At 63.0% G+C, this 24,613-nt stretch carries 30 protein-coding genes; 18 read left to right on the top strand and 12 right to left on the bottom strand.

Going from position 1 to position 24,613, the window contains the following annotated elements:
• Positions 1 to 66: 66 nt before the first annotated feature.
• From hemA to ACIPIJ_RS04715, 6 genes are all read left to right on the top strand, one after another.
• Positions 67 to 1,344, top strand: a complete 1,278-nt coding sequence (gene hemA, locus ACIPIJ_RS04740) for a glutamyl-tRNA reductase (RefSeq protein WP_401073157.1) — start codon at positions 67 to 69, stop codon at positions 1,342 to 1,344.
• Positions 1,341 to 2,423, top strand: a complete 1,083-nt coding sequence (gene prfA, locus ACIPIJ_RS04735; protein WP_401073154.1) for a peptide chain release factor 1 — start codon at positions 1,341 to 1,343, stop codon at positions 2,421 to 2,423. The genes hemA and prfA overlap by 4 nt, the downstream gene beginning before the upstream one ends.
• Entirely contained in the window at positions 2,423 to 3,253 is an 831-nt protein-coding gene (gene prmC / locus ACIPIJ_RS04730; protein WP_401073151.1) for a peptide chain release factor N(5)-glutamine methyltransferase, read from the top strand. The genes prfA and prmC overlap by 1 nt, the downstream gene beginning before the upstream one ends.
• The gene (locus ACIPIJ_RS04725) at positions 3,247 to 4,002 is read left to right on the top strand and encodes a molybdopterin-synthase adenylyltransferase MoeB (protein ID WP_401073148.1); all 756 of its coding nucleotides are present in this window, start codon (positions 3,247 to 3,249) and stop codon (positions 4,000 to 4,002) included. The genes prmC and ACIPIJ_RS04725 overlap by 7 nt, the downstream gene beginning before the upstream one ends.
• Positions 3,995 to 4,792 (top strand): glutamate racemase, encoded by a 798-nt coding sequence (gene murI / locus ACIPIJ_RS04720; RefSeq protein ID WP_401073145.1) that lies wholly within the window; start codon positions 3,995 to 3,997, stop codon positions 4,790 to 4,792. The genes ACIPIJ_RS04725 and murI overlap by 8 nt, the downstream gene beginning before the upstream one ends.
• Before the next feature lie 105 nt (positions 4,793 to 4,897).
• Entirely contained in the window at positions 4,898 to 5,416 is a 519-nt protein-coding gene (locus ACIPIJ_RS04715; RefSeq protein WP_401073143.1) for an acyloxyacyl hydrolase, read from the top strand.
• A 64-nt stretch (positions 5,417 to 5,480) separates the two neighbouring features.
• On the opposite strand, the gene ACIPIJ_RS04710 is transcribed toward ACIPIJ_RS04715, so the two are convergent.
• From ACIPIJ_RS04710 to ACIPIJ_RS04690, 5 genes are all read right to left on the bottom strand, one after another.
• Positions 5,481 to 6,179, bottom strand: coding sequence for an SDR family oxidoreductase (locus ACIPIJ_RS04710; protein WP_401073140.1), 699 nt, complete (start codon positions 6,177 to 6,179; stop codon positions 5,481 to 5,483).
• Positions 6,176 to 7,618: a deoxyribodipyrimidine photo-lyase gene (gene phrB, locus ACIPIJ_RS04705; RefSeq protein WP_401073138.1), complete on the bottom strand. Its 1,443-nt coding sequence runs from the start codon at positions 7,616 to 7,618 to the stop codon at positions 6,176 to 6,178. The genes ACIPIJ_RS04710 and phrB overlap by 4 nt, the downstream gene beginning before the upstream one ends.
• Positions 7,609 to 8,508, bottom strand: a complete 900-nt coding sequence (locus ACIPIJ_RS04700; protein ID WP_401073135.1) for a MerR family transcriptional regulator — start codon at positions 8,506 to 8,508, stop codon at positions 7,609 to 7,611. Before ACIPIJ_RS04700 ends, phrB begins: the two co-directional genes overlap by 10 nt.
• Complete coding sequence (locus ACIPIJ_RS04695; RefSeq protein ID WP_401073133.1) at positions 8,498 to 9,466, bottom strand: YbgA family protein; 969 nt, start codon at positions 9,464 to 9,466, stop codon at positions 8,498 to 8,500. The genes ACIPIJ_RS04700 and ACIPIJ_RS04695 overlap by 11 nt, the downstream gene beginning before the upstream one ends.
• Positions 9,467 to 9,573: 107 nt before the next feature.
• Entirely contained in the window at positions 9,574 to 10,560 is a 987-nt protein-coding gene (locus tag ACIPIJ_RS04690) for an NAD(P)/FAD-dependent oxidoreductase (protein ID WP_401073130.1), read from the bottom strand.
• A gap of 188 nt (positions 10,561 to 10,748) precedes the next feature.
• Here ACIPIJ_RS04690 and ACIPIJ_RS04685 point away from each other — a divergent pair, with 188 nt between their 5' ends.
• Both ACIPIJ_RS04685 and hemH read left to right on the top strand, forming a co-directional pair.
• On the top strand, positions 10,749 to 11,654 hold the full coding sequence (locus tag ACIPIJ_RS04685; protein ID WP_401073127.1) for a TIGR01777 family oxidoreductase: 906 nt from the start codon (positions 10,749 to 10,751) through the stop codon (positions 11,652 to 11,654).
• A 13-nt stretch (positions 11,655 to 11,667) separates the two neighbouring features.
• A complete protein-coding gene (hemH, locus tag ACIPIJ_RS04680) occupies positions 11,668 to 12,681 on the top strand; it encodes a ferrochelatase (protein ID WP_401073124.1) in 1,014 nt (337 codons plus the stop codon).
• A 50-nt stretch (positions 12,682 to 12,731) separates the two neighbouring features.
• Here the strand turns inward: hemH and ACIPIJ_RS04675 are convergent, their stop codons facing one another.
• Both ACIPIJ_RS04675 and upp read right to left on the bottom strand, forming a co-directional pair.
• A complete protein-coding gene (locus ACIPIJ_RS04675) occupies positions 12,732 to 14,006 on the bottom strand; it encodes a uracil-xanthine permease family protein (protein WP_346614904.1) in 1,275 nt (424 codons plus the stop codon).
• A gap of 2 nt (positions 14,007 to 14,008) precedes the next feature.
• Positions 14,009 to 14,647, bottom strand: a complete 639-nt coding sequence (gene upp, locus ACIPIJ_RS04670; protein ID WP_401073121.1) for a uracil phosphoribosyltransferase — start codon at positions 14,645 to 14,647, stop codon at positions 14,009 to 14,011.
• A 158-nt stretch (positions 14,648 to 14,805) separates the two neighbouring features.
• Here upp and ACIPIJ_RS04665 point away from each other — a divergent pair, with 158 nt between their 5' ends.
• The 4 genes from ACIPIJ_RS04665 (at position 14,806) to ACIPIJ_RS04650 (ending at position 16,721) form a co-directional block, all read left to right on the top strand.
• The gene (locus ACIPIJ_RS04665; protein WP_401073118.1) at positions 14,806 to 15,363 is read left to right on the top strand and encodes a hypoxanthine-guanine phosphoribosyltransferase; all 558 of its coding nucleotides are present in this window, start codon (positions 14,806 to 14,808) and stop codon (positions 15,361 to 15,363) included.
• Between the two features lie 2 nt (positions 15,364 to 15,365).
• Positions 15,366 to 15,839 carry a WbuC family cupin fold metalloprotein gene (locus tag ACIPIJ_RS04660; RefSeq protein ID WP_401073116.1) on the top strand — a complete coding sequence of 158 codons (474 nt, stop codon included), beginning with the start codon at positions 15,366 to 15,368 and terminating at the stop codon, positions 15,837 to 15,839.
• 53 nt (positions 15,840 to 15,892) lie between these two features.
• Positions 15,893 to 16,363, top strand: a complete 471-nt coding sequence (locus ACIPIJ_RS04655; protein ID WP_401073113.1) for a hypothetical protein — start codon at positions 15,893 to 15,895, stop codon at positions 16,361 to 16,363.
• A 67-nt stretch (positions 16,364 to 16,430) separates the two neighbouring features.
• Positions 16,431 to 16,721: a PA4642 family protein gene (locus ACIPIJ_RS04650; protein WP_346614908.1), complete on the top strand. Its 291-nt coding sequence runs from the start codon at positions 16,431 to 16,433 to the stop codon at positions 16,719 to 16,721.
• A gap of 67 nt (positions 16,722 to 16,788) precedes the next feature.
• On the opposite strand, the gene mqo is transcribed toward ACIPIJ_RS04650, so the two are convergent.
• Together mqo and ACIPIJ_RS04640 are read right to left on the bottom strand one after the other, a co-directional pair.
• Positions 16,789 to 18,294: a malate dehydrogenase (quinone) gene (mqo, locus tag ACIPIJ_RS04645; RefSeq protein ID WP_401073110.1), complete on the bottom strand. Its 1,506-nt coding sequence runs from the start codon at positions 18,292 to 18,294 to the stop codon at positions 16,789 to 16,791.
• A 604-nt stretch (positions 18,295 to 18,898) separates the two neighbouring features.
• Positions 18,899 to 19,132: a hypothetical protein gene (locus tag ACIPIJ_RS04640; protein WP_401073108.1), complete on the bottom strand. Its 234-nt coding sequence runs from the start codon at positions 19,130 to 19,132 to the stop codon at positions 18,899 to 18,901.
• Between the two features lie 145 nt (positions 19,133 to 19,277).
• Between ACIPIJ_RS04640 and ACIPIJ_RS04635 the strand changes: the two genes are divergently transcribed.
• A complete protein-coding gene (locus ACIPIJ_RS04635; protein ID WP_401073106.1) occupies positions 19,278 to 19,862 on the top strand; it encodes a YajG family lipoprotein in 585 nt (194 codons plus the stop codon).
• A 69-nt stretch (positions 19,863 to 19,931) separates the two neighbouring features.
• Here ACIPIJ_RS04635 and ACIPIJ_RS04630 read toward each other — a convergent pair whose 3' ends face one another.
• Entirely contained in the window at positions 19,932 to 20,138 is a 207-nt protein-coding gene (locus tag ACIPIJ_RS04630) for a hypothetical protein (RefSeq protein WP_401073103.1), read from the bottom strand.
• Between the two features lie 159 nt (positions 20,139 to 20,297).
• Here ACIPIJ_RS04630 and ACIPIJ_RS04625 point away from each other — a divergent pair, with 159 nt between their 5' ends.
• Positions 20,298 to 20,558, top strand: a complete 261-nt coding sequence (locus ACIPIJ_RS04625; protein WP_401073101.1) for a hypothetical protein — start codon at positions 20,298 to 20,300, stop codon at positions 20,556 to 20,558.
• Between the two features lie 34 nt (positions 20,559 to 20,592).
• On the opposite strand, the gene ACIPIJ_RS04620 is transcribed toward ACIPIJ_RS04625, so the two are convergent.
• Positions 20,593 to 21,762, bottom strand: a complete 1,170-nt coding sequence (locus tag ACIPIJ_RS04620) for a 1-acyl-sn-glycerol-3-phosphate acyltransferase (RefSeq protein ID WP_401073099.1) — start codon at positions 21,760 to 21,762, stop codon at positions 20,593 to 20,595.
• A 122-nt stretch (positions 21,763 to 21,884) separates the two neighbouring features.
• On the opposite strand from ACIPIJ_RS04620, the gene ACIPIJ_RS04615 reads away from it, so the two are divergent.
• The 4 genes from ACIPIJ_RS04615 (at position 21,885) to ACIPIJ_RS04600 (ending at position 23,918) form a co-directional block, all read left to right on the top strand.
• Complete coding sequence (locus tag ACIPIJ_RS04615; protein WP_401073096.1) at positions 21,885 to 22,067, top strand: CPXCG motif-containing cysteine-rich protein; 183 nt, start codon at positions 21,885 to 21,887, stop codon at positions 22,065 to 22,067.
• Positions 22,067 to 22,327 carry a putative signal transducing protein gene (locus ACIPIJ_RS04610; RefSeq protein WP_401073093.1) on the top strand — a complete coding sequence of 87 codons (261 nt, stop codon included), beginning with the start codon at positions 22,067 to 22,069 and terminating at the stop codon, positions 22,325 to 22,327. Before ACIPIJ_RS04615 ends, ACIPIJ_RS04610 begins: the two co-directional genes overlap by 1 nt.
• A gap of 15 nt (positions 22,328 to 22,342) precedes the next feature.
• Complete coding sequence (locus ACIPIJ_RS04605) at positions 22,343 to 22,963, top strand: SOS response-associated peptidase (protein WP_401073090.1); 621 nt, start codon at positions 22,343 to 22,345, stop codon at positions 22,961 to 22,963.
• A gap of 139 nt (positions 22,964 to 23,102) precedes the next feature.
• Positions 23,103 to 23,918 carry a M48 family metallopeptidase gene (locus ACIPIJ_RS04600; RefSeq protein ID WP_401073087.1) on the top strand — a complete coding sequence of 272 codons (816 nt, stop codon included), beginning with the start codon at positions 23,103 to 23,105 and terminating at the stop codon, positions 23,916 to 23,918.
• A 43-nt stretch (positions 23,919 to 23,961) separates the two neighbouring features.
• Here the strand turns inward: ACIPIJ_RS04600 and ACIPIJ_RS04595 are convergent, their stop codons facing one another.
• Positions 23,962 to 24,543 carry a TMEM165/GDT1 family protein gene (locus ACIPIJ_RS04595; RefSeq protein WP_401073454.1) on the bottom strand — a complete coding sequence of 194 codons (582 nt, stop codon included), beginning with the start codon at positions 24,541 to 24,543 and terminating at the stop codon, positions 23,962 to 23,964.
• Between the last annotated feature and the right edge of the window lie 70 nt (positions 24,544 to 24,613).

The following is a 24,613-nucleotide window of genomic DNA, read 5'->3' as shown; positions in this document are numbered from 1 at the left end:
GGTGGTTGTTCTAAAACCTGCGAAAGAGGACAATTATCGGCTTCTCGTCACAACCAGCGACCTTGCATGGCCTTTCTTGCACTTGGTATCAACCATAAGACTGCCTCGGTAGACGTACGCGAGCGCGTGGCGTTTACCCCTGAGCAGCTGGTCGACGCCCTGCAGCAGCTCTGCCGACTGACCGCCAGCCGTGAAGCGGCGATTCTGTCGACCTGCAACCGTAGCGAGCTTTATATAGAGCAGGACCAGCTGTCCGCCGACGCGGTGCTCAAGTGGCTGGCCGACTATCACCGGCTGAACGTCGATGAGCTGCGCGCCAGTGCCTATGTCCACGAAGAGCATGACGCCGTTCGGCACATGATGCGGGTGGCCTCGGGCCTGGACTCGTTGGTGCTGGGCGAGCCGCAGATCCTCGGCCAGATGAAGTCGGCCTATGCCGTGGCGCGCGAAGCCGGCACTGTCGGCCCACTGCTCGGGCGCCTGTTCCAGGCTACCTTCAGTGCCGCCAAGCAGGTGCGGACCGATACTGCGATCGGCGAGAACCCGGTGTCGGTGGCGTTCGCAGCGGTCAGCCTGGCGCGGCAGATCTTCAGCGACCTGGGCCGCAGCCAGGCACTGCTGATCGGTGCCGGTGAAACCATCACCCTGGTTGCTCGCCACCTGCATGAGCAAGGCGTGCGCCGCATCGTCGTGGCCAACCGTACCCTGGAGCGTGCGAGCCTGCTGGCCGAGCAATTTGGTGCGCATGCCGTGCTGCTGGCCGACATCCCCCAGGAGCTGGCCAACAGCGACATCGTCATCAGTTCCACCGCCAGCCAGCTGCCGATCCTGGGCAAGGGTGCGGTGGAAAGCGCGCTGAAACAGCGTCGGCACAAACCGATCTTCATGGTCGACATCGCCGTGCCGCGCGATATCGAACCGGAAGTCGGCGAGCTCGACGACGTCTACTTGTACACCGTCGACGACCTGCACGAAGTGGTCGCGGAAAACCTCAAGAGCCGCCAGGGCGCGGCCCAGGCTGCCGAAGAGCTGGTTTCGGTGGGCGCCGAGGATTTCATGGTGCGCCTGCGCGAGCTGGCTGCGGTGGATGTGCTGCGTGCCTACCGCCAGCAAAGCGAGCGGCTGCGCGACGAAGAATTGCTAAAGGCCCAGCGCCTGCTGGCCAACGGCGGCAACCCCGAGGATGTGCTGGCCCAGTTGGCCCGGGGCCTGACCAACAAACTCCTGCATGCGCCCAGCGTGCAGTTGAAAAAGCTCTCGGCCGAGGGCCGCCTCGATGCGCTGGCCATGGCCCAGGAACTCTTTGCCCTCAACGAGGGCTCGACGGACAAATCCCTGCAATGAAAGCGTCGCTGCTGAACAAACTGGACACGCTCCAGGACCGCTTCGAGGAACTCACCGCGTTGCTCGGTGATGCCGAAGTCATTTCCGATCAGACCCGCTTCCGTGCCTATTCCCGTGAATACGCCGAAGTGAAGCCGGTGATCGTCGCTTATAAAGAGTGGCGCAAGGTGCAGGACGACCTTGAAGGCGCCCAGGCGCTGCTCAAGGATGCCGACCCCGACATGCGCGAGATGGCCGTGGAGGAAGTACGTGAAGCCAAGGAGCTGCTGGTGGGCCTGGAGTCGCAGCTGCAACGCATGCTGCTGCCCAAGGACCCCAACGACGGGCGCAACGTGTTCCTCGAAATCCGCGCTGGCACCGGCGGCGACGAGGCGGCCATTTTCTCTGGCGACTTGTTCCGCATGTATTCGCGCTACGCCGAAAAGCGTGGCTGGCGCTTGGAGATCCTGTCCGAAAACGAAGGCGAGCACGGCGGCTACAAAGAGATCATCGCCCGAGTCGAAGGCGACCAGGTGTACGGCAAACTCAAGTTCGAGTCTGGCGCGCACCGTGTGCAGCGGGTACCGGAGACCGAGTCGCAGGGCCGTATCCACACCTCTGCGTGCACCGTGGCGGTGCTGCCCGAGCCCGACGAGCAGCAAGCGATCGAGATCAACCCCGCCGACCTGCGCGTGGATACCTACCGCGCCTCGGGTGCCGGCGGCCAGCACGTCAACAAGACCGACTCGGCGATCCGCATCACCCACTTGCCCACCGGCATCGTGGTCGAGTGCCAGGAAGAACGTTCGCAGCACAAGAACCGTGCCCGCGCCATGTCCTGGCTGTCGGCCAAGCTCAACGACATGCAGACCAGCGCCGCGCAGAACGCCATCGCCAGCGAGCGTAAGCTGCTGGTAGGGTCGGGTGACCGCTCCGAGCGCATCCGCACCTATAACTATCCACAGGGGCGGGTCACCGATCATCGCATCAACCTGACCCTGTATTCCCTCGACGACATCCTCGCCGGTAGCGTGGACGCCGTGATCGAACCTTTGCTGGCCGAATACCAGGCCGATCAATTGGCTGCCCTGGGGGACTGATGACCATCATTGCCAGCCTGCTGCGCAACGCGCAGCTGCCGGATTCGCCTACCGAGCGCCTGGACGCCGAGCTGCTGCTGTCTGCGGCCATCGGCAAGTCGCGCAGCTACCTGCACACCTGGCCCGAGCGCATTGTCAGCAGCGAGGATGCCGAGACCTACGCCGGTTACCTGCTGCGCCGCCGTGCCGGCGAACCGGTGGCCTACATCCTTGGGCATCAGGGCTTCTGGAAGATCGACCTGGAAGTGGCCCCGCATACGCTGATTCCACGGCCGGATACCGAACTGCTGGTGGAAACCGCCCTTGAGTTGCAACCGGCAAGCCCCGCCAAGGTACTTGACCTGGGTACCGGTACGGGTGCTATCGCCCTGGCGTTGGCCAGCGAGTGCCCGGCCTGGCAAGTCACTGCGGTAGACCGGATTGAGGACGCGGTAGCGCTGGCCGAGCGTAATCGTCAGCGCCTGGGTCTGGGCAACGTCAAGGTGCTTGCCAGTCTTTGGTTTAGCAGTTTGGCGGGCGAGCGTTTCGACCTGATCCTCAGCAACCCGCCCTATATCGCCGCCGAAGACCCGCACCTGGTTGCCGGCGATGTGCGCTTTGAGCCGAGCAGCGCGCTGGTGGCCGGTGCCGATGGCCTGGATGACCTGCGGTTGATTGTCAGCCAGGCGCCGCAGCATCTGCTGCCGGGTGGCTGGCTGCTGCTTGAACATGGGTATGACCAGGCGGCGGCAGTGCGCGAGCTGCTGGCGGCGCAAGGTTTCATCGAGGTGGCCAGCCGCAAGGACCTGGGCGGCCATGAGCGTATTTCCCTGGGGCGCTTGCCATGCTGACCGATCAGGAGTTGTTGCGTTACAGCCGGCAGATTCTGCTGGCTCAGGTGGACATCGACGGTCAGTTGCGCCTCAAGCAGAGCAAGGCGCTGATCATCGGCCTGGGCGGCCTGGGCTCGCCGGTGGCGCTGTACCTGGCCGCTGCGGGTGTGGGTGAGCTGCACCTGGCCGACTTCGATACCGTCGACCTTACCAACCTGCAGCGCCAAGTCATCCATGACAGCAGCAGCGTTGGCATGAGCAAGGTGGACTCGGCGCTGCAGCGGCTCGAGGCCATCAACCCTGAAGTTACCTTGGTCGCACATCGCCAGGCGCTGGACGAAGACTCGCTGGCCGCGGCAGTGGCGGCCGTCGACCTGGTGCTGGATTGTTCCGACAACTTTGGCACCCGCGAGGCGGTCAATGCCGCCTGTTTCGCCCACGGCAAGCCGCTGGTCAGCGGTGCGGCGATCCGCCTGGAAGGGCAGCTGTCAGTGTTCGACCCGCGACGTGACAACAGCCCCTGCTACCACTGCCTGTACGGCCATGGCAGCGAAGCCGAACTGACCTGCAGCGAAGCCGGAGTGATCGGCCCGCTGGTGGGATTGGTCGGCAGCCTGCAGGCGTTGGAGGCGATGAAGCTGCTGGCCGGCTTCGGCGAGCCCCTGGTGGGCCGCCTGCTGCTGATCGATGCCCTCGGCACGCGCCTGCGTGAGCTGCGGGTCAAGCGTGACCCGGCCTGCGCCGTGTGCGGCAAGCGCGATGGCTGAGCGCTCGGCGCCGGTCGGCGTGATGGACTCGGGGGTCGGCGGTTTGTCGGTGCTCGCCGAGATCCAGCGCTTGCTGCCCAATGAGTCGCTGCTGTATGTCGCCGATTGCGGTCACGTGCCGTATGGCGAGAAAACGCCGGACTACATCCGCCAGCGTTGCCGGCGCATCGCCGAGTTCTTCCAGGCACAGGGGGCCAAGGCGATGGTCCTGGCGTGCAACACCGCCACCGTGGCGGCGGTTGCCGACCTGCGCGAACTGTATCCGGACTGGCCGCTGGTGGGCATGGAGCCGGCGGTCAAGCCGGCAGCCGCTGCCACCCGCTCTGGCGTGGTTGGCGTGCTGGCCACCACCGGCACCTTGCAGAGCGCCAAGTTTGCTGCCTTGCTCGACCGCTTCGCCAACGATGTGCGCGTGGTCACCCAGCCCTGCCCAGGGCTGGTCGAGTTGATCGAGACCGGTGACCTTGGCAGCCCGCAACTGCGCCAACTGTTGCTTGCCTACGTGCAGCCATTGCTGGCTGCAGGTTGCGACACGCTGATCCTCGGCTGCACCCATTACCCCTTCCTGCGCCCTCTGTTGGCCGAAATGGTGCCTGCCGACGTGGCGATCATCGATACCGGTGCAGCGGTGGCGCGGCAGCTGCAACGCCTGCTGGTCGCCCGCGAGCTGTTGGCCGACGGGCCTGCACGCGACGCTGCGTTCTGGAGCAGCGCCGACCCACTCTCCCTGAAAAACATCCTACCTGTGCTGTGGAACACGTGCGGCGATGTGCAAGGCTTTCAGTTGTAAAAAAAACGTGAAAACAGCTGAACTATCGTCCCATTCCTGATTTCTATCGTTTTGCCTGACGAGAGGCGAACACTAATAACAGCATCGGAAAGAAGGATGTTTCTCATGAGGAAACTGCTCGGCTTGGCGGCGGCTGCCGCCGTTACCTTGGGGCAAATCACGGCGGCGCAAGCTGCCGATGTTTCACTTTCGGTGGGTCAGACCGGTGATTCCACGCTGGTCTATCGTTTGGGGCTGCAGTCGAACTGGGATGCCAGCTGGTGGCAGACCAGCGTCGGTCGGCTTACCGGTTACTGGGATGGTGCCTACACCTATTGGGACGGTGACGAGACGGCGAGCAACCATAGCCTGTCATTTGCACCGGTGTTCGTTTACGAGTTCGCCGGGGAGTCGGTTAAACCGTATATCGAGGCAGGGATCGGCGTGGCAGCGTTTTCACGCACCAAGCTTGAGAGCAACGATCTAGGGTCAGCTTTCCAGTTCGAGGACCGAATAGGGTTTGGCCTGCGCTTTGCGGGGGGGCATGAAATTGGAGTAAGGGCCATTCACTACTCCAACGCAGGTATCAAGCAGCCCAACGATGGGGTTGAAAGCTACAGCCTGCATTACCGCATGGCACTTTGATTCTTTCAGTAGCGGCCTTTACGCGGGCTTGCCTGCGAAGAGGCCGCTACTGGCGGCACATCACTTAGCGTGACAACGGCCACAAGCGGCTCACGTCCAGAACTTCAAGCACCAGCTCCGGCTCGCGCAAGGGCAACCGTTGCACCAGCTCCTCTGCAGCGCTTTCCGGGGTCCAGGCATCAGGCACCGCCTGCACGGAAGTCACCGGTGTCTTCAACGACTGCGGTGCCACCACGGTCAGGGCGATACCCTTGTCGTTCAACGCCTGGCGCTCTTCGCGCACCCACTGCGGCATGTTGTTCCAGCCTGCCGTCACCTGCGTCGGCGCATACAGTTGCAACGCCGAATAGCGGTTGAAAATCGCCATCACCTGCGGCGTGTCGCCCTTGGCCAGCAGCGGCTGAACCTTGGCCAGGCAGTGTTCGCCCGCCACTTGGTTAGTGCTGACGATCGCCTCGAACAACTCGCTGTCCGCTACGTCGTCAGGCAGATAGTCGCTGGTACCTGCATTAATGATCAGGCTGTCCAGCGAGCCCCAGGCATGGCAAAGCTGCTGACAGGCGCTGGCCGCCTGGTCTTCTTCGTGCAATTGCCACGGCAGGCGCAACAGCTTGCTGCCATGGTGCGCTGCCAACGCATCCAATTCCTCGCCGTCCTTGGCACTGGCGGCAACGCGGTGCCCTGCTTCGAGCAACCGCTCCACCAGGGCCAAACCCAGTCCGTTGCTAGCCCCCGTAACCCAGAAAATACGCGAGTGATTCAAGATGCTGCCCTCTGATCCTGCCGGCGTGGAAGGCCTTTGAAGGCTTCCAATGCGCGCTGGCGACTGCTTCCGAGATCGACGATCGGACTGTGATAGGAATTATTAGCAAAAAGATCGGCTGACTTCACGGGCTGGTGAATGGTTTTTTCATCCTGCCCCCGCAATTCCGGCAGCCAGTGACGAATGAACGTTCCCTCTGGGTCGAAGCGCTGCGACTGCGAAACCGGGTTGAAGATGCGGAAATAGGGCACTGCGTCGGTCCCGGTAGAGGCGCTCCACTGCCAGCCGCCATTGTTTGCGGCCAGATCACCGTCTATCAGATGGCGCATGAAATGCCGTTCGCCCTTGCGCCAATCGATCAGCAGGTTCTTGCTGAGGAACATGGCAACGATCATGCGCAGGCGGTTGTGCATCCAGCCGGTGTGCAGCAACTGGCGCATCGCCGCGTCGATGATCGGGAAGCCTGTGCGGCCTTGTTCCCAGGCCTCCAGGTCATCGGGCGCGTCGCGCCAGGGCAGGGCTTCGGTCTGACTGCGGAAGGCGCGGTGGCGTGACACCTGTGGATAACCCGTCAGGATGTGTTTGTAGAACTCACGCCAGAGCAACTCGTTGATCCAGGTCTGGATGCCGCTGCTGCCACTGTCGAACTCGCCGCGGTTGCAGGCCAGCGCGGCGTGCAGGCATTGCCGTGGCGAGATCACCCCCGCAGCCAGGTAGGCCGATAGCTGGCTGGTACCGGGTTTGGCAGGGAGGTCGCGCAGGTGCTGGTAGTCCTCGACGGCTTCGTCTAGAAAGCGTGCGAGCCGCGCCTGCGCTTCACCTTCGCCGGCCGGCCAGTGCTCGCTGAGCGCGCGCGATGGTTTGTCGAAGCCGTCGATGTGTTGCGGGATCGGGTCGCTGGCGATATCCAGCGGTGCCTGGGTTTTTACCCGTGGTGCTTGGGACGGCAGGCTACGGTGCAAGTGTTCCAGGCAAACCTTCTTGAACTGGCTGAACACCTGGAAGTAATCGCCGCTGCGGGTGAGGATGGTGCCTGGGCGGAACAGCAACTGGTCCAGATAGCTATGGGCCTGAATCCCGGACGCCTCCAGCAGTCTGCGGGTGGCCTGGTCACGGCTGTTCTCGTTGATGCCGTATTCATCGTTCCAGTGCACGGCTTCGACCTTGTGCTCACGGCATACCTTGAGCACTGCTGGCGCCGCCTCGGCCCAGGTGTCGATCTTGCCGATCAGCAGCGCAATGTTCAGTTTGTTCAGCGCTTGGCGCAGGTCGCGCAGGTTGCGCAGCCAGAAGTCGACCTTGCACGCAGCGTCATCGTGGGCCTGCCACTGGCCTGGGCTGGCCAGCCACAAGGCGATGGTCGGGCCGCGCTCGCAGGCGGCGCTCAGGGCGGTGTTGTCGTCTATGCGCAAGTCACTGCGCAACCAGATCAGTTGCATGGGGCGTTCTTCTCGACAGGCGGGCGGTCATTGCCTTGCAGCACGCGCAATGCCGCTTGTGGGGTATCGAACAGGTAAAGCTCGGCAAGCCCGAAGGTTTGCAACTGAGCCTGGTGAAGGGGGACCGTGGCGCCGCCCAGCAGCTTCGTCCCGGGTATGCCCTGGAGGGTGCGCAACAGGGTCCGGCTATCAATGCGCGGGCCCAGGTGCAACAGCAGCGCGCGAGGCTGCAGGGCGGTGACGGCGCGTTGCAGCTCGACACCACTGACGGGTTGTTCGAGCACTTCGACCGGGATGCCATTGCTGCTCAGCAGCCAGGCACACAGCCACAGGCTAGGGTCGAAGGCTTGCTCGCTGTCTTGGGCGAGCATTACCGGCGGCCCTTGCAGGAATTGATTGTCGTGGTATACCCGCGCCCCCAGCTTGCTGCGCAGCCAGGTGTGGAAAAACACCTGCTCGAGCCGGGCATTGAAATAGTTGCGCCAGCGTTGTGCCAGGCTGTCCATCAGTGGCAGCAACAGCTGCTCGCACAGCGTAATGGCCGGATACAGCGCCATGGCCTGGTTCAGTTGCTGGTCGAGGGTGCGCTGGGAGAGGTTGGCGATGGCTTCGATCAATTGTTGCTGGCGGGTTTGCCAGTCGCCCTGCGGGACAACCCCTGGAGGCTTGTCGAGCAGTTCGCGCACCTGGCCGACCGAAGCGCCGCGTTCCAGCCAGCTGAGAATGGCTTCGACCCGTTCGAGCTGGTCGTGGGCATACAGCCGATGGCCTTTGGCGGTGCGCTGCGGCTTGAGCAGGCCATAGCGCCGCTCCCATGCTCGCAAGGTCACCGGGTTCACACCGGTGCGTCGCGCCAGTTCACCAATGGGCAACAGTGTTTCAGACAGCATTGCGCAGCCCCAGGCTGTCGGGGTGCGGCTGCAGGTAAGCCTGCTGCAGCAGATACGGGTCGGGGTGCTTGCGCAGGTGGTGTTTGAGCAGGGTCAGCGGCACCACCAGCGGCACCACCCCTTGCTGGTACTGGTCAATGATGTGCTGCAGTTCGGCCTTGTCCTGCTGCGTCAGTGAGCTTTTGAAATAGCCACAGAGGTGCTGCAGCACGTTGCCGTGGGTGCCACGGCTGGCGCAGCGACGCAGGGCCTGCATCAGCTGGCTGAAATAGCGCGGCCCGAGCACCTCTGGGTCGTCCTCCCGGCGCATGCGGCCGAGCAGGCGGCCAAGTTCGCGGTAGGCCTGGGGGTTGTTGGCCATCAGCAGGTACTTGTAGCGCGAGTGGAAGCGCACCAGTGCGCCGCGGCTAAGGCCTTCGCCGAGCAAGTGTTGCCAGTCGGCATAGGCGTAGACGCGGCTGATGAAGTTCTCGCGCAGCACGGGGTCGTGCAGGCGACCTTCCTCTTCGACAGGGAGGTCCGGGCGACGGGCACAGAAGGCGGCGGCATAGGCGCCCGTGCCCCCCTCGGGGGCAGGGTGGCCGTTGTCCTGATACACCTTGACCCGTTCCAAGCCGCAGGACGGCGATTTCTGCATGAAGATGTAGCCACAGATGTTGTCGAGTTCGCTGGCCATTTGTTCGCCGTAATGGGCCAGCGGGCCGCTAAGGTCCATGCCGGGGTTGCGTGTGCCGACCACAGCGGGGTGTTGCGGGTCGCCGACCAGGCGGATTGGATCACGCGGGACACCCAGGCCGATGGCGACTTCTGGGCAGACGGGCAACCAGTCGAAATGGGCGTCAAGTTGCGAGCGGCACAGATCGGATGCCTTGTGCCCGCCGTTGTAGCGCACACTGTGGCCGGTCAGGCAGGCGCTGATGGCGATTCGAGGCTTGCTGTGGGCGGATGGGTCGAACATGGCTGCCTCCGGAAAACTTGTACATTGACACGTGCGTGTACAAGGTTATTCCAGCACAGCCACAAAGTTATGCAAACTAGTATTTTTGTATAGCTTCGCGATCAGCGTCAGTCGAGATGCTCCAGCAGCCGTCGAGCGGCCTCCTGGCCGCTAAGCCAGGCCCCTTCTACACGGCCGGACAGGCACCAGTCGCCACAGGCATACAAACCTTGGTCGGCATCGGCCAGCGCGCCCCATTCGTGGTTGCCAGCAGGTCGTGCATACAGCCAGCGGTGCGCCAGCGCGAAGGATGGGGCGGGAACCACGCAGCCCACCAGTTCGGCAAATTCGCCCCACAATTGCTCGATCACATCTTCCTTGGCCAGGTCGATGTGATGCTTGCTCCAGTTCGATGTGGCATGCAGTACCCAGGTGTCGAGGTGTTCGTCGCGCCCGGGTTTGCTGCGGTTGCGTGCCAGCCAGTCAAGCGGGTTGTCCTGCACGAAGCAGCCTTGCATCGGCGTCTCCAGTGCTGCCTGGAAACCCAGCGCCACGGCCCAGGTGGGCTCCATCACGACACCTGCGGCGACGGCGGCGAGTTTCGGGGTGGCCGCCAGCAGCGGCGTGGCCTGCGGGGCCGGCACGGCGATTACCACACGGCTGAACGGGCCATGGCTGCAGCCTTCGGTGTCTTGCAGGTGCCAGTACTGCTTGCCGCGAAAGACCTCGGCAATGCGGCAACCGAAGTTCACCGTGACGTCCTTGAGCAGGCCGCGGGTGATGGCGCTCATGCGCGGCACACCGACCCATCGCGTCTGCTCGTCAGGGGAGGGGGTGAGTTCGCCATCTCGGTAGTTGTACAGCTGTGGCTTCCACTGTTCGGCCCAGCCAGCCGCGACCCACTGCTGTACCTGCTCGACGAAGCGCCGGTCGCGGGCGGTGAAATACTGCGCGCCAAGGTCGAGCGCGCCGGCGTCGCTGCGCTTGCTGGCCATACGGCCGCCACTGCCGTGGCCTTTGTCGAACAAGTGAACGGATTGCCCGGCCTTTTGCAGGGCCTGGGCGGCGGAGAGGCCAGCGATACCGGCCCCGATGATGGCAATAGGTACTGTCATGATGGCCTCTTCAAACCGTGCTGTATGCAGACTACGCTGTCAGGCAAACCTGTACAATGCACAATTTTTGTATAAGGTTATTCCGCTTCAGAGAGCAGCTTGGCCTATGATTTATCCGAGAGCGTTTGGTTAAAAAAGTGCCTTGTTGTTAAAAATAGACCATCGCCGGACTCTGCGAGGACACAGCCATGCATATATTGCTGACGGGCGGCACTGGTTTGATCGGCCAGCATCTTTGTCAGTACTGGCTCAACCAGGGCCATCGCCTGACTGTCTGGAGTCGGCGCCCCGATCAGGTGGCGCGCCTATGCGGCAGTGGGGTGCGGGGTATTGCCCGGTTGGAGGATCTGGCGCCTGACGAGGCGGTGGATGCGGTGGTCAACCTGGCCGGCGCGCCCATTGCGGACAGGCCTTGGACCGCTGCCCGGCGCAACCTGTTGTGGGCCAGCCGCATCACCCTCACCGAGCAGCTCCTGGCCTGGCTGGGCAGCCGTGAGCAGCGCCCCGAGGTGTTGATTTCCGGGTCTGCCGTGGGCTGGTATGGCGATGGCGGCGAGCGCGAACTGACCGAAGCTTCACCACCGGTGCGTGAGGATTTCGCCAGCCAGCTGTGCATCGCCTGGGAAGAAACCGCGCTGCGTGCACAGGCCCTGGGCCTGCGCGTGGTGCTGGTACGCACCGGGCTGGTGCTGGCCAGCGATGGCGGCTTTTTGTCGCGCCTGCGCCTGCCCTTCAAGCTTGGGCTGGGTGGCCCGCTGGGTAACGGCCGGCAGTGGATGCCCTGGATCCATATAGACGACCAGGTCGCCCTGATTGATTTTCTCTTGCAGCATAAGGATGCCAGCGGTCCTTATAATGCCTGCGCGCCAGAGCCTGTGCGCAACCGCGAATTTGCCCGGCGCCTGGGCCGGGCGCTGCATCGGCCGGCGCTGCTGCCGGTGCCGGGGCTGCTGCTGAAGGCTGGCCTTGGCGAGCTCTCGACGCTGCTGCTCGGTGGCCAGCGGGCGCGCCCGGTGCGCTTGCTGGCAGCGGGTTTCACATTCCGCTTCAACGATCTGCAATCGGCCCTGGACAACCTGTCCAGGCGCCTCTGACATAGGACGCTGCATGACCGATCACGCCCTGCTGCTGGTCAACCTGGGTTCCCCGGCCTCCACCTCGGTGGCCGATGTGCGCCGCTACCTCAACCAGTTCCTGATGGACCCCTACGTGATCGACCTGCCCTGGCCGGTGCGGCGTTTGCTGGTGTCGCTGATCCTGGTCAAACGCCCGGAGCAGTCGGCGCATGCCTATGCCTCGATCTGGTGGGACGAAGGTTCGCCCCTGGTGGTGCTGACGCGACGCCTGCAGGCGGCAATGGTCGAGCACTGGCCCCATGGCCCGGTCGAAATTGCCATGCGTTATGGCCAGCCGGCCCTGCCCGACGTGCTGGCGCGCCTGGCCGCGCAGGGCGTTCGCAACGTGACGCTGGCGCCGCTTTATCCACAGTTCGCCGACAGCACGGTGACCACGGTGGTGGCCCTGGCTAATCAGACCGTCGCCGAGCGTGGCCTGCCGTTGCAGTTGCGCGTGCTGCAGCCATTCTACGATCACCCTGAATACATCGACGCCCTGGTTGCCAGCGCGCGCCCATATCTGCAGCAGGACCACGACCACCTGTTGCTGAGCTTCCATGGCCTGCCGGAGCGGCACCTGAAGAAGCTCGATCCAACCGGCACGCATGACTTCCAGGCGGCCGATTGCTGCAAGGACGCCAGTGCCGAGATGCGGGCGGTGTGCTACCGCGGGCAGTGCCTGGCCACGGCCAAGGCCTTTGCGACGAAGATGGGCATCCCGGACGGCAAGTGGTCGGTGTCTTTCCAGTCGCGGCTGGGGCGCGCCAAGTGGATCGAGCCGTACACCGAAACGCGCCTGGATGAACTGGGCAAGGCGGGGGTGAAGAAGCTGCTGGTGATGTGCCCGGCGTTCGTGGCCGACTGCATCGAGACGCTGGAAGAAATCGGCGATCGGGGCAAGGAGCAGTTCATCGAGGCGGGCGGCGAGGAGCTGGTGCTGGTGCCGTGCCTGAATGATCACCCGGAGTGGGTGAGGGTGCTGGCGGGGATGTGCGAGAAGGTCTGAATCACCAAGGGGCTGCAACGCAGCCCCTTGATTTCACCGATTGAAACGGCTCAAGGCAGCTGGTCGTCCAGCTTCTTGTGCTTCCAGCCATCATTGCCCGGCAGGATCAGGTTCAGGGCAATGGCCACGATGGCGCACAGTGCGATGCCCTTCAGGCCCCAGTCGTCAGGGCCGTCACCGCTGCCGATGAGCACGCCGCCGATGCCGAACACCAGCGTTACCGAGACGATCACAAGGTTGCGCGCCTCGCTGAGGTCGATCTTGTGGCGGATCATGGTGTTCATGCCCACCGCCGCGATCGAGCCGAACAGCAGGCAGAGGATACCGCCCATCACCGGGACCGGGATGCTCTGCAGCAGCGCGCCGAACTTGCCGATGAAGGCCAGGGTGATGGCGAATACCGCCGCCCAGGTCATGATCTTCGGGTTGTAGTTCTTGGTCAGCATCACCGCGCCGGTTACTTCGGCGTAGGTGGTGTTGGGCGGGCCACCGAACAGGCCGGCTGCCGTGGTGGCCAGGCCGTCACCCAGCAGCGTGCGGTGCAGGCCGGGCTTTTTCAGGTAGTCGCGGCCGGTCACGCTGCCGACCGCGATCACCCCTCCGATGTGCTCGATCGCCGGAGCCAAGGCAACCGGGACGATGAACAGAATGGCCTGCCAGTTGAACGCTGGCGCGGTGAAGTTGGGAATTTCCAGCCAGGGCGCCGCGGCAATCTTGGCGGTGTCGACCACCCCAAAGGCGAACGACAGGGCAAAACCTACCAGCACGCCGGAGATGATCGGCACCAGGCGGAAGATGCCTTTGCCGAATACCGCGACGATCAGGGTGGTGAGCAACGCCGGCATGGAAATCAGCATGGCGGTCTTGTACGGCATCAGTGCTGCGCCGTCACCGCCTTTGCCCATGGCCATGTTGGCCGCGATGGGTGCCATGGCCAGGCCGATGGAAATGATCACCGGCCCAATCACCACCGGCGGCAGCATGCGGTCGATGAACCCGGTGCCCTTGATCTTCACCATCAGGCCCATGAAGGTGTACACGAAGCCTGCGGCCATCACGCCGCCCATGGTCTCGGCCAGGCCGAACTGGCCCTTGGCGAGGATGATGGGCGTGATGAAGGCGAAGCTCGACGCCAGGAACACGGGAACCTGGCGGCCGGTGACCAACTGGAACAGCAAGGTGCCGATGCCGGCAGTGAACAGCGCCACGTTCGGATCGAGGCCGGTGATCAGCGGCATCAGCACCAGCGCGCCGAATGCCACGAAGAGCATCTGCGCGCCCGAAACGACCTGGCGCCAGAGCGGGTCGTTGAAGCCGTCCTGCATGGTCAGGCGTCCTTCTGCTTGGTGCCGAAGATCTTGTCGCCGGCATCGCCCAGGCCCGGGACGATGTAGCCGTGTTCATTGAGGCACTGGTCGATCGAGGCGGTGTAGATGCTGACATCGGGGTGGGCCTTCTCGACCGTGGCGATGCCTTCGGGGGCGGCGACCAGGACCATGGCGCGGATTTCTTTACAGCCGGCTTTTTTCAACAGGTCGATGGTGGCTACCATGGAGTTGCCGGTGGCCAGCATCGGGTCGATGATCAGCGCCAGGCGCTGGTTGATGTCCGGCGCGAGCTTTTCCAGGTAGGTGTGCGCTTCGAGGGTTTCCTCGTTGCGGGCGACACCCACGGCGCTGACCTTGGCGCCGGGGATCAGGCTGAGCACGCCGTCGAGCATGCCGATACCGGCACGCAGGATAGGTACTACGGTGATCTTCTTGCCGGCGATTTTTTCAACTTGCACCTTGCCACACCAGCCATCGATCTCGTAGGTTTCGAGTGGCAGGTCCTGGGTGGCTTCGTAGGTCAGTAGCGCGCCGACTTCCTGGGCGAGTTCGCGAAAATTCTTGGTGCTGATGTCAGCACGGCGCATCAGGCCGAGCTTGTGGCGGATCAGCGGGTGGCGGATCTCACGAGTGGGCATAGGGGGCTCCGAAAGGCGGGCAAAAAAACCGCGCTAGATTAATCTATTCAGCCTTTGCTGTCGTGCAGTCCTTTTGCACGTTAGTCCATAAATGCTTGATCTGTGACGAGCGGATGCGTACCTTTGCCCGCTTTTCCAAAATCCCCCCGGAGAGCGCCATGTCCGCTGATCTCGAGCACATCCGTCAAGTCATGCGCGAGGCAGACTGCCTGTACAACGAAGCTGAAGTGGAAGCGGCCATTGCCAAGGTCGGCGAGCAGATCTGCAAGGACCTGCACGACAAGAACCCGGTGGTGTTCTGTGTGATGAACGGCGGCTTGATCTTCGCTGGCAAACTGCTGACCCACCTGCAGTTCCCGCTGGAAGCCTCGTACCTGCACGCCACGCGCTACCGCAACCAGACCAGCGGCGGTGAGCTGTTCTGGAAGGCCAAGCCGGAAGTGTCGTTCATCGACCGTGACGTGCTGATCGTCGACGACATCCTCGACGAGGGCCACACCCTCAGCGCCATCATCGAATTCTGCAAGCATGCCGGTGCCCGCTCGGTGCACACTGCGGTGCTGATCGACAAGGACCACGACCGCAAGGCAAGCCCGGACCTCAAGGCCAACTATGTCGGCCTGCCTTGCATCGATCGCTACATCTTCGGATACGGCATGGACTATAAGGGTTACTGGCGTAACGCAAACGGCATCTTCGCCGTCAAGGGAATGTAATCATGAGCCAGCCTGCTTTCATCGACCAATCGCTGTTTGCTGCGCTGGCGCAAAAGGCCGCTGACTCTGCGCGCGGTCGTCATCACCACAACTTCCATGCGATGGAAGACCCGTGCCATCGACTGGCAGTCGGCTTGCAGCCCTCCACCTATATTGCGCCCCACAGGCACCTGAGCGATGACAAGGCCGAAACCTTGTTGGCGCTCAAGGGGCGCCTAGGCCTGTTGATGTTCGATGAGCAGGGCGCGGTGATCGGCAAACGTGTCCTCGAAGCCGGTGGCGAATGCCTAGGTGTGGACCTACCGCCGGGTATCTATCACTCCTTGGTGGTGCTGGAGGCGGACAGTATTCTTTTCGAGTGCAAGGCGGGGCCTTACCGGCAGTTGGTAGAGGGCGAGCATGCCCATTGGGCACCGCGTGAAGGCGAAGAAGGCGTGGCCAAGTACCAAGCCTGGATGCGCTCGCAGTTCGATTGATATCCGCCATTAGTCAGCATGCTAGAGTGCTCCCTCATGCCAAGGAGCCTCACATGCGTGCGATTCTTCCCCTGCTGTTGGCGGTGAGCCTGCCTCTCGCTGCTGCACCGCTGCACAGCCAGTTTCTCCCGCCCGACGACCAGTCCCTGCGCCAGGAAGCGCCGACCGGCCAGCAACTGCTGCAGGTCACCGATTATGCGGTGGTGGTGGGCGCCCAGCGCCAGTCCGACCAGCAACCGATCCCGATCACCGCCTCCCTGCAGATACGCCTGAAGGGCAAACCGCTGAGCAAGGGCGCGACCATCGCCCAGGTGCTGCTCACCTTCGATGGCGAAGCCGGCAAGAGCCTGAAAAAGCCACTGTACGACGAGAAAGCCCGCACCCTGACCCTGAATTACCCGGTCAGCGACTACCGCGTGGTCATGGACCTGCTGCGCAACGAGACCGTGTATGTGCAGTTCTTGACCTACGCCAACGGCCATATCTGGGCCGACCTGCACACCGGTACCGTACGTACGCGTTGAGGCTCGCCAGCAGTGAGGGGTAAACTGCCGGCCTTCGAAAATCCGTGATGGTCAGTTGGAGCCGGCAATGCGTAAAGACAAGAAGCAGGTGATTGGTGACGAAATCAGCGACGACTACATCAAGTCGTTCCTCCAGTTCGAGCCGGCCGATGGCGTGACCTCGCCATCGCTGCACAAGCTGGTCAAGGCCTACCGTGGCCTGCGCGTGGACGACTTCGAGCGTTTTGTCGGCTTCTTCGTCGAGGCGGGCTACGACCTCGATGGCAAGGACGAGCATGGCAAGACCTTCGTCGAGCAGATCGCCGACCAGCGCACGGCGCCGGAATACATCGAGATCATCGACAACGCTCGCGGCTGATGCTCGGCAGATAGAATCCGCAGGCACAAAAAAACGCCCCGAAGGGCGTTTTTTCGTTTCAGCCGGTTCAGGCGTAATGCTTCGCCGGGCTGTCTTCCACCAGGTCCAGCGCCACATCGTTGTCGGCGCTTATCTTGCGGTACAGGGCTGCATCGGTAGCCAGGGTCTTCTCGCGCGCCGGGAAGATTTCCTTGAGCTTGGCAGCCCAGGCGCCCTTGGCCTGCTCGGGGAAGCAGCGTTCGATCAGTTCGAGCATGATCGATACGGTCACCGATGCACCCGGAGATGCGCCCAGCAGTGCCGCCAGGCTGCCGTCCTGGGCCGAGACCAACTCGGTACCGAACTGCAGGATGCCGCCTTTTTTCGGGTCTTTCTTGATGATCTGCACGCGCTGGCCTGCAACTTCCAGGCGCCAGTCTTCAGCTTTCGCTTCTGGGTAGAAGCGGCGCAGCGATTCCAGTCGCTGTTCCATCGACTGCATCACTTCACTGACCAGGTACTTGGTCAGGTCCATGTTGTCGCGGGCCACGGCCAGCATCGGGCCGATGTTGCCCATGCGCACCGACAGCGGCAGGTCCATCAGCGAACCGTGCTTGAGGAACTTGGTGGTGAAGCCTGCGTACGGGCCGAACAGCAGCGAGGTCTTGCCGTCCACCACGCGGGTGTCCAGGTGCGGCACCGACATCGGCGGGGCGCCGACTGCGGCCTGGCTGTACACCTTGGCCTGGTGCTGCTTGACGATTTCCGGGTTGTCGCAACGCAGCCACTGGCCGCTCACCGGGAAGCCACCGAAGCCCTTGCTCTCCGGGATGCCCGAAGCCTGCAGCAGCGGCAGGGCCGCGCCACCGGCGCCGAGGAACACGAAGCGGGCATCGACTTCACGGCTGCCGCCGCTGTTGACGTCCTTGATGCTGACGGTCCAGCCGCTGCCGTTACGGCGCAGGCCGACGACCTTCTTGCTGTACTTGACCTGCGCGTCCGGCGAATCGCCCAGCAGCTTGAGCAGCTTGTTGGTCAAAGCGCCGAAGTTGACGTCGGTGCCCTTCGTCACGCGGGTGGCGGCGATGTGCTGGTCGGCCGGGCGGCCGGGCATCATCAGCGGCATCCAGTCGTTCATCACGGCCTTGTCTTCGGTGTATTCCATCTCGGCGAAGGCGTGGTGCTGCTTGAGCAGCTCATAGCGCTTCTTGAGGAAGGACACCCCCTTGTCACCTTCGACGTAGCTCAGGTGCGGGACAGGGTTGATGAAAGCACGGGCCGAGCCGAAATTGCCTTTCTTGCTCAGGTAAGCCCAGAACTGGCGCGAGACCTCGAACTGGGTGTTGATGTGCACGGCCTTCTTGATGTCGATGCTGCCATCGGCGGCCTGGGGCGTGTAGTTCAGCTCGCACAGGCCAGCATGGCCGGTACCTGCGTTGTTCCAGGGGTTGGAGCTTTCCGCGGCCCCGGAGTCCATCGCCTCGACGACCTCCAGCTTGAGGGTCGGGTCGAGCTCCTTGAGCAGTACGGCCAGCGTGGCACTCATGATGCCCGCGCCTACCAGTACTACATCAACCGATTCGTTCTGCGCCATTTAACGCGTCTCCACAATCTACAGCTACCTAATTGACAGCACGGGACCACCGGGGTTGCCGGGATCGCCATGTCCGACTCTTCGCAGTTCTTGCCACTTCCGCGGACACCGCCAATCAGTCTTCGGGTTGCGCTATTGAACCCCGATTGCCACGGGTGCGGCAATTCGACTTATGGTCAAGGTGTCGTGCGTGCGTTATGGAACGACCTCAGCCACCCATGTTGAATGAGCGCTTTAGCCGCCTGTTCAGGGCTGTTCGGGACACATCTGCCGCTTTTGCACATGCCAGACTGTTCATTTGCTCGCCACACTCTTGTGAAGTAGTGAAAACCGTTTTTTCACGCTCTTTTGGAGACGTGAACCTCAAAAGGGGACTGCGCGATGGCAACCCACAGGTTCAAGCAGTGCGAAGGGCCGGAAAAGCAGGCACGACAGCCGATGCAAGACCTGAGTGGAAGGCTCTCTGTGGGCGAAGCGGGTGAAGGTGCCGGGGTCAAACGGCAAATGCGGGGCCCGATCAGGAGACGTCCTTATAATCGGGGGGAGATTATAGCGATGTCGCGGGCAGAAAGGTCGTTATTCGTGGTTTTTATTGCAGCGTTTGTCAGGCTGGCAGGGTGCGGCGCTGCCAATGGCGGTTTGCATGGGCGCAAACCCGCGCGCTGGCGGGCAACGGGCGGCCCAGCCAGGCGAGCTGAATGTCTTCGACCTGGACCCAGCCGCTGCCGCCTGGCGGCTGGTTGCACTGCTTGAAGGCCAGGCAGTTGCCGTCGCTGTCTAGGCGGGCATAGGCATTGCGGCGCGGGCGTTTGAAGAGCAGGGTCCAGAGCGAGGCCATGCGTGTGAGTCCTGTGTGTGAGGGCTTGGCGCAAGGATAACGGCAGGGCCATTAAACGATTGTGACAACACTGCCTGGCCGATGACTGGCGTGTGCCTGGCTAGGTATACTGTGGGCCTTTGCCGCCTTTTCTGGAGAAACGCGCATGTTGCAACGTCTGTTGTTCGGTGTGCTGGCCGTGGCCAGCCTCAGCCTGGTCGGTTGTGCCCACAGCCCGCAACAACTCAGCCCGCAACCCAAGCTCAACGCTCAGCTCGCCCCGGTCGGCCATGGTCAGCCGGTGGTGGTCAAGGTGGTCGATGGCCGGGCTTCGCAGTCCCTCGGTACGCGCGGTGGCATGTACCCCGAAACCAGCACCATCAGCGTCAATGGTAATGACGTGGTGCCCAAGCTGCAGGCCCAGGCTGAAGCCGCTGTGCGCCTGCTCGGCTTCACCCCGACGCCGAACGCCTACAATGCGCCACAGCTGACCGTGACCCTGGCCGAGTTGAAGTACCAGTCGCCCAAGGACAACATGTACGTGACCGAGGCCACCATCGGTGCCACTTTCCGTGCCGACGTGGCGAACGCCAACCGCCGTTACAGCGGCCGCTACGGCGCCTCGCTGGACCAGCGCTTCGGCATGGCGCCGAACCAGGAAACCAATACCAAGCTGGTAGGCGATGTGTTGAGCGATGCATTGACCCGCCTGTTCAAGGACCCGACCATCGGGCAGGTCCTGGGCGAGTAAGCTTTCCGCCGGGCCAAAAGAAACCCGCTGCTTGTGTGCCAGGCAGCGGGTTTTTTTGTCTGAATGGCCTCAAGCTGCCTCGATATGGAAATCCAGCAAGCTGACGCCGGTCAGCAGATCCACCTCTGGCAGATGCGCATGTGCATGCCCGCCGAGCGCGCAATAAACCAACCACTGACGGTCCTGGACATTGATGGCAAAACCGTCGATCAACGCCTGTTGCTCATCGCTCTGGGCAACAAGGTAGAGGCGGTCCTGGTTTTCGGCATGCAGCATGAACACGCTCCGGTTCGGGAAAGGCCGACAGGGTGGCCTGTTCTGATGACGAGCCTATGACAGATGAAATTAAGTGACACTTTGTCGCCAAATCCGGGCACCGGTGTCGCGCTTCGGTAGAATGCCGGCCTTCGCTGTCGTTCTAACCGAGGTTGCGTGATGTCCTTGCAAATGCTCTGGGGGTTCCTGGCCGCCCACCCGACCAAGCTGATCAATCTGCTGGCGCTGTTGATGACCTGCCCAGGCGGCTTGCTGGTGCACAGCGCACGGCGTCGCGAGGCCATCAGCCGTGAAAGCCTGGCAGTGGATGAAGGGTTGGTGGATGCGTTCGACCAGCGGGTGCCACGCTACTACTACATCCTCGGCTTCTCTTGCCTGGCCATGGCCTTGCTGCTGTCCTGGTTCAGTACCTGGGTCTGAAACAGCAGGGGCCGCCAGGCGGCCCCCCGCGTGATCAGGCAACCGGCGCCTGCTGCTTGACCTGATACTGGTTGCGCACCGGCGTTGCGTACTGCAACACCAGGTAAGGCCGCTGTTCTTCAGGGCAGGCGTCCAGGCGGCGCTGCCATTCTTCCTTGGCCTTGGCCAGCTCCTCGGCCGGGAACACCTTCTCGGCGCTCGGCACTTGCAGTGCCTCGTCCTTCTCGCCCCACATCGCATAGGCCAGGTAGTGCACCGGGAACAAACGGTAGCCACCGAGAATCTGCCGATCGATTTCCTGCGCCAGTTGCTTGGTGTCATCAACGAACGCGGTCACCGGCGGGGCGAAGTTGATGTGCACACGGCCTTTATAACCGGTGATGCCCTTGGCGATACTGTTGTCGTCCTCGCCCGGCGCCTTCTTGTAGGTGCCGGTGGTGGCGCGGATATACAACTCGCGGGCCTTGGCCTGGTCGCAGGGGTCGTATTCGTAGCTGATCGACACCGGGGTCAGGTTCAGGCTCTGGATCACTGCACCGAACGGCTCGTCCTTGCGGCTCATGTGGAACATCTTGAGGATCGCCGAATCGGTGCGATCGTCCCCGTCCTTGGCGCGGCCTTCGGCCTGGGCGATCCAGATCGAGGCGCTGTCGTTGCGGATGGAGTGGTTGATGTAGGCCGAGAGCAACTGGTAGGCGGCGAGCTTCTCGCGGCGACCGCTCAGCGAGCGGTGGACGATGAAGCTCTTGTTCAGGCGCATCATGTCGCTGACGAACGGCTTTTGCAGCAGGTTGTCGCCAATGGCGATGCGCGGCGTTGGCAGGCCGGCGTGGTACACCGCGTAGTTGACAAAGGCCGGGTCCATGACGATGTCGCGGTGGTTGGCCAGGAACAGGTAGGCAGTACCGGACTTGAGCTGTTCTACGCCGGTGTAGGTAACGCCGTCGGTGGCTCGCTCGATGGTCTGGTCGACGTAGTACTCGACCTTGTCCTGCAGGGTGGAAACGCAGGTGACGCCGGCGAATTCCTTGCGCAGGCGGCGGGCGATCAGCGGCTTGAGCAGCCAACCGAAGGCGCCTGCGGCGCGCGGGAAGCGGAAGTGGGTGAGGATATCGAGGAATGCCGGGTCGCTGAGCAGGCGTGCCAGAACGGCAGGGACCTCAGCGTCGTCGTATGGTCGGATGGCATCGAATTCGCCCATCATGCTCTCTTGTTGGAAACGGCTAGGGTAATAGGTAGGGACGGGGTCCGAAAAACGGCTCGGACACACGCAGGCCCTGTAAACAGACCGGCAATTATACGCACAAGTCACCCTTGGAGGCCGCGATGCTGGAAACTGCGCTGTACGATTGCCCCTATTGTGGCGAGGAAGTCGAGACCACGGTGGATCTGTCCGCTGGCGACCAGGAGTACATCGAGGACTGCCAGGTGTGCTGCAAGCCTATCCGCTTCGTGCTGCAGGTTCACGGCGACGAGTGGATGCTCGATGTCTACGGTGAGAACGACTGATGCGCCGAATCTACGAACCGGAAAACCTGCTCGAAGCCGAAATGCTGGTCGGCATGCTGGCCAGCGAGGGCATCGAGGTGCACCTGGTCGGCCGCGACCTGATGGGCGGTGTGGGCGAACTGCCGGTGCAAGGCTTGCTCGGGCTGGCCGTGGCCGATGAGCAGGCCGGTTACGCACGGCAGCTGATCGATGCGTACAATGGTGCCCAGCCGCTTGCCGGCGACGAACCGGAGAGTTATCCCGGTACCTTGATCTGCTAGGTTCTGAATTCGCCCATGTGTGGACGCTACGCCCTGTTTCGCTGGCCCCAGGAGTTGGCAAGCCTGCCGGGCTTTCCTGCCGGCCAGCCGGCGCAATGGAATATCTCGCCCGCCGCCTCGGTGCTGATCCAGCGCCAGGTTGATGGCCAGATGCAACTGGCCAAGGCGCGCTGGGGGCTGACCCCGGCCTGGCTCACTGACTTGTCCCGCACCCCCGCGCATGCACGTGCCGAAACCCTGGCTGAGCAGCCGATGTTTCGCGAGGCCTTGCGCCAGCGGCGCTGCCTGATGCCGGCCAACGGTTTTTACGAATGGCGGGGCACGGTGCGCAAGCGGCCCTATTGGCTGACGCCGGGGGAGGGCTCGTCGCTGTATTTTGCGGCTGTCTGGGAAGCCTACCCGGTGCAGGATCAGGTCTGGTTGAGCTGCGCGGTGGTGACCCAGGCGGCCATGAATCAGCGCCGGCCGTTGATCCTCGATGAGGCAGGGCAGGCGGCGTGGCTGGACCCCGAAGCTCCCCTGTCGCGCTTGCATGAACTATTGGCCAGCCCGCCGGCCACGCTGCGCGAGCGGGCGCTGGCGAATTTCGTCAATGATCCGAAGCTGGATGCACCGGAGTGCCTGACCCCGGCCTGAATGTTGCCGTTAACGAGCTTTTCTCGGGTAAATCGCAGCGATGAAGAGGCCGTTACCCCCAAAGAAATCTTACCTGTGGCTATGGCAGCCATGGGCGACTCGGCCTAGGATACGGCGCATGTAAAAAGGGAGTCTTTTCATGCGTAAGTTTTTTGTCGTCAGCCTCTTGAGTGCTGGCATGCTGCTAGCGGGCTGCCAGGCGGTGAATACCACCAGCGGCGGTGCTGTCGGCGTCGAGCGCAAGCAGTACATGTTCAGCATGCTCTCGACCGATGAGGTCAATCAGATGTACGCCCAGTCGTACCAGCAGACCCTCGGCGAGGCGTCAAACAAAGGTGTGCTGGACAAGTCCAGCGCCGATGCCAAGCGCGTCCAGGCCATTGCCAATCGGCTGATCGCCCAGGCACCGAAGTTCCGCCCGGATGCCGCGCAGTGGCAGTGGGAAGTCAACGTGATCAAGAGCGACGAGCTCAACGCCAACTGCGGCCCGGGCGGCAAGATCATCGTCTACACCGGCCTGATCGACCAGCTCAAGCTCACCGATGCCGAGATCGCCGCAGTGGTCGGGCACGAAATCGCCCACGCCCTGCGTGAGCACAGCCGTGAAGCCATGTCCAAGGCCTATGGCGTGGAAATGGCCCGCCAGGGTGCGGGTGCACTGTTTGGCCTTGGCCAGAGCAGCATCGCGTTGGCAGACCAGGTGGTGAACTACGCCATGACCCTGCCCAACAGCCGCGCCAATGAGAACGAGGCCGACCTGATCGGCCTGGAACTGTCGGCGCGTGCCGGCTATGACCCGAATGCCGCGATCACCTTGTGGAACAAGATGAGCAAGGCTTCCGAGGGGGCGCCACCTGAGTTCATGAGTACTCACCCGGCGTCCGACAGCCGGATCGCGTCGTTGCAGGCGGCGATCCCGAAGGTGATGCCGTTGTACGAAGCGGCCAAGAAGTAATGCGAGCCAGGCAGGGGCTGCACAGCAGCCCCTACTTTTCCAATTACCCCACCCACCCACTGGTCTTCATCGCCGAGTAGACCGCGACGATCGCCAGCACCACGAACGCAGTCGCCGCCAGGCGGCGAATCAGCGTCAGCGGCAGCTTCTCTGCCGCGAAGTTGCCCGCCAGCACCACCGGCACGTTGGCGATCAGCATGCCCAGGGTGGTACCGATGATGACCATGATCAGGTGCGGATACTGGGCCGCCAGCATCACCGTGGCTACCTGGGTCTTGTCACCGATCTCGGCCAGGAAGAACGCGATCAGCGTGGTCAGGAACGGGCCGAAGCGGCGTGCCGGGTTCTCATCGTCATCCATCTTGTCCGGCACCAAAGTCCACAAGGCGGTGGCGGTAAAGCTCGCGGCGAGGACCCAGTGCAGCACCGTCTCGGTGAAGAACCCGCTGACCCAGGCGCCCACTGCACCTGCGGCGGCATGGTTGGCCAAGGTGGCGGCAATGATGCCGGCGATGATCGGCCAGGGCTTGCGGAAGCGTGCAGCCAGAATGAGGGCGAGCAGTTGCGTCTTGTCGCCGATTTCGGCAAGGGCGACGATCGCGGTGGGGACGAGCAAAGATTCCAGCATCAGGGTTCCTACGGGGGCGGGTCGACACGGCTATGACACGTACAGCCTCCCCGCCCCGGGTAAGGTG

Source organism: Pseudomonas sp. NPDC087185 (assembly GCF_044744955.1).
Classification (GTDB): domain Bacteria; phylum Pseudomonadota; class Gammaproteobacteria; order Pseudomonadales; family Pseudomonadaceae; genus Aquipseudomonas.
This window is presented reverse-complemented; position numbering and strand designations above follow the sequence as displayed.

Coding starts and splice junctions, on each gene's coding strand:
- ACIPIJ_RS04630 (WP_401073103.1), bottom strand. CDS start 20,138: ATGCTGCATGCCGAAAACCAGGACCGCCTCTACCTTGTTGCCCAGAGC.
- ACIPIJ_RS04665 (WP_401073118.1), top strand. CDS start 14,806: ATGTCCGCTGATCTCGAGCACATCCGTCAAGTCATGCGCGAGGCAGAC.
- upp (WP_401073121.1), bottom strand. CDS start 14,647: ATGCCCACTCGTGAGATCCGCCACCCGCTGATCCGCCACAAGCTCGGC.
- ACIPIJ_RS04655 (WP_401073113.1), top strand. CDS start 15,893: ATGCGTGCGATTCTTCCCCTGCTGTTGGCGGTGAGCCTGCCTCTCGCT.
- prmC (WP_401073151.1), top strand. CDS start 2,423: ATGACCATCATTGCCAGCCTGCTGCGCAACGCGCAGCTGCCGGATTCG.
- ACIPIJ_RS04695 (WP_401073133.1), bottom strand. CDS start 9,466: ATGTTCGACCCATCCGCCCACAGCAAGCCTCGAATCGCCATCAGCGCC.
- ACIPIJ_RS04615 (WP_401073096.1), top strand. CDS start 21,885: ATGCTGGAAACTGCGCTGTACGATTGCCCCTATTGTGGCGAGGAAGTC.
- ACIPIJ_RS04700 (WP_401073135.1), bottom strand. CDS start 8,508: ATGCTGTCTGAAACACTGTTGCCCATTGGTGAACTGGCGCGACGCACC.
- ACIPIJ_RS04605 (WP_401073090.1), top strand. CDS start 22,343: ATGTGTGGACGCTACGCCCTGTTTCGCTGGCCCCAGGAGTTGGCAAGC.
- ACIPIJ_RS04610 (WP_401073093.1), top strand. CDS start 22,067: ATGCGCCGAATCTACGAACCGGAAAACCTGCTCGAAGCCGAAATGCTG.
- mqo (WP_401073110.1), bottom strand. CDS start 18,294: ATGGCGCAGAACGAATCGGTTGATGTAGTACTGGTAGGCGCGGGCATC.
- ACIPIJ_RS04685 (WP_401073127.1), top strand. CDS start 10,749: ATGCATATATTGCTGACGGGCGGCACTGGTTTGATCGGCCAGCATCTT.
- hemA (WP_401073157.1), top strand. CDS start 67: ATGGCCTTTCTTGCACTTGGTATCAACCATAAGACTGCCTCGGTAGAC.
- ACIPIJ_RS04625 (WP_401073101.1), top strand. CDS start 20,298: ATGTCCTTGCAAATGCTCTGGGGGTTCCTGGCCGCCCACCCGACCAAG.
- ACIPIJ_RS04675 (WP_346614904.1), bottom strand. CDS start 14,006: ATGCAGGACGGCTTCAACGACCCGCTCTGGCGCCAGGTCGTTTCGGGC.
- murI (WP_401073145.1), top strand. CDS start 3,995: ATGGCTGAGCGCTCGGCGCCGGTCGGCGTGATGGACTCGGGGGTCGGC.
- ACIPIJ_RS04715 (WP_401073143.1), top strand. CDS start 4,898: ATGAGGAAACTGCTCGGCTTGGCGGCGGCTGCCGCCGTTACCTTGGGG.
- ACIPIJ_RS04725 (WP_401073148.1), top strand. CDS start 3,247: ATGCTGACCGATCAGGAGTTGTTGCGTTACAGCCGGCAGATTCTGCTG.
- ACIPIJ_RS04640 (WP_401073108.1), bottom strand. CDS start 19,132: ATGGCCTCGCTCTGGACCCTGCTCTTCAAACGCCCGCGCCGCAATGCC.
- ACIPIJ_RS04660 (WP_401073116.1), top strand. CDS start 15,366: ATGAGCCAGCCTGCTTTCATCGACCAATCGCTGTTTGCTGCGCTGGCG.
- phrB (WP_401073138.1), bottom strand. CDS start 7,618: ATGCAACTGATCTGGTTGCGCAGTGACTTGCGCATAGACGACAACACC.
- ACIPIJ_RS04600 (WP_401073087.1), top strand. CDS start 23,103: ATGCGTAAGTTTTTTGTCGTCAGCCTCTTGAGTGCTGGCATGCTGCTA.
- ACIPIJ_RS04620 (WP_401073099.1), bottom strand. CDS start 21,762: ATGATGGGCGAATTCGATGCCATCCGACCATACGACGACGCTGAGGTC.
- prfA (WP_401073154.1), top strand. CDS start 1,341: ATGAAAGCGTCGCTGCTGAACAAACTGGACACGCTCCAGGACCGCTTC.
- hemH (WP_401073124.1), top strand. CDS start 11,668: ATGACCGATCACGCCCTGCTGCTGGTCAACCTGGGTTCCCCGGCCTCC.
- ACIPIJ_RS04690 (WP_401073130.1), bottom strand. CDS start 10,560: ATGACAGTACCTATTGCCATCATCGGGGCCGGTATCGCTGGCCTCTCC.
- ACIPIJ_RS04650 (WP_346614908.1), top strand. CDS start 16,431: ATGCGTAAAGACAAGAAGCAGGTGATTGGTGACGAAATCAGCGACGAC.
- ACIPIJ_RS04635 (WP_401073106.1), top strand. CDS start 19,278: ATGTTGCAACGTCTGTTGTTCGGTGTGCTGGCCGTGGCCAGCCTCAGC.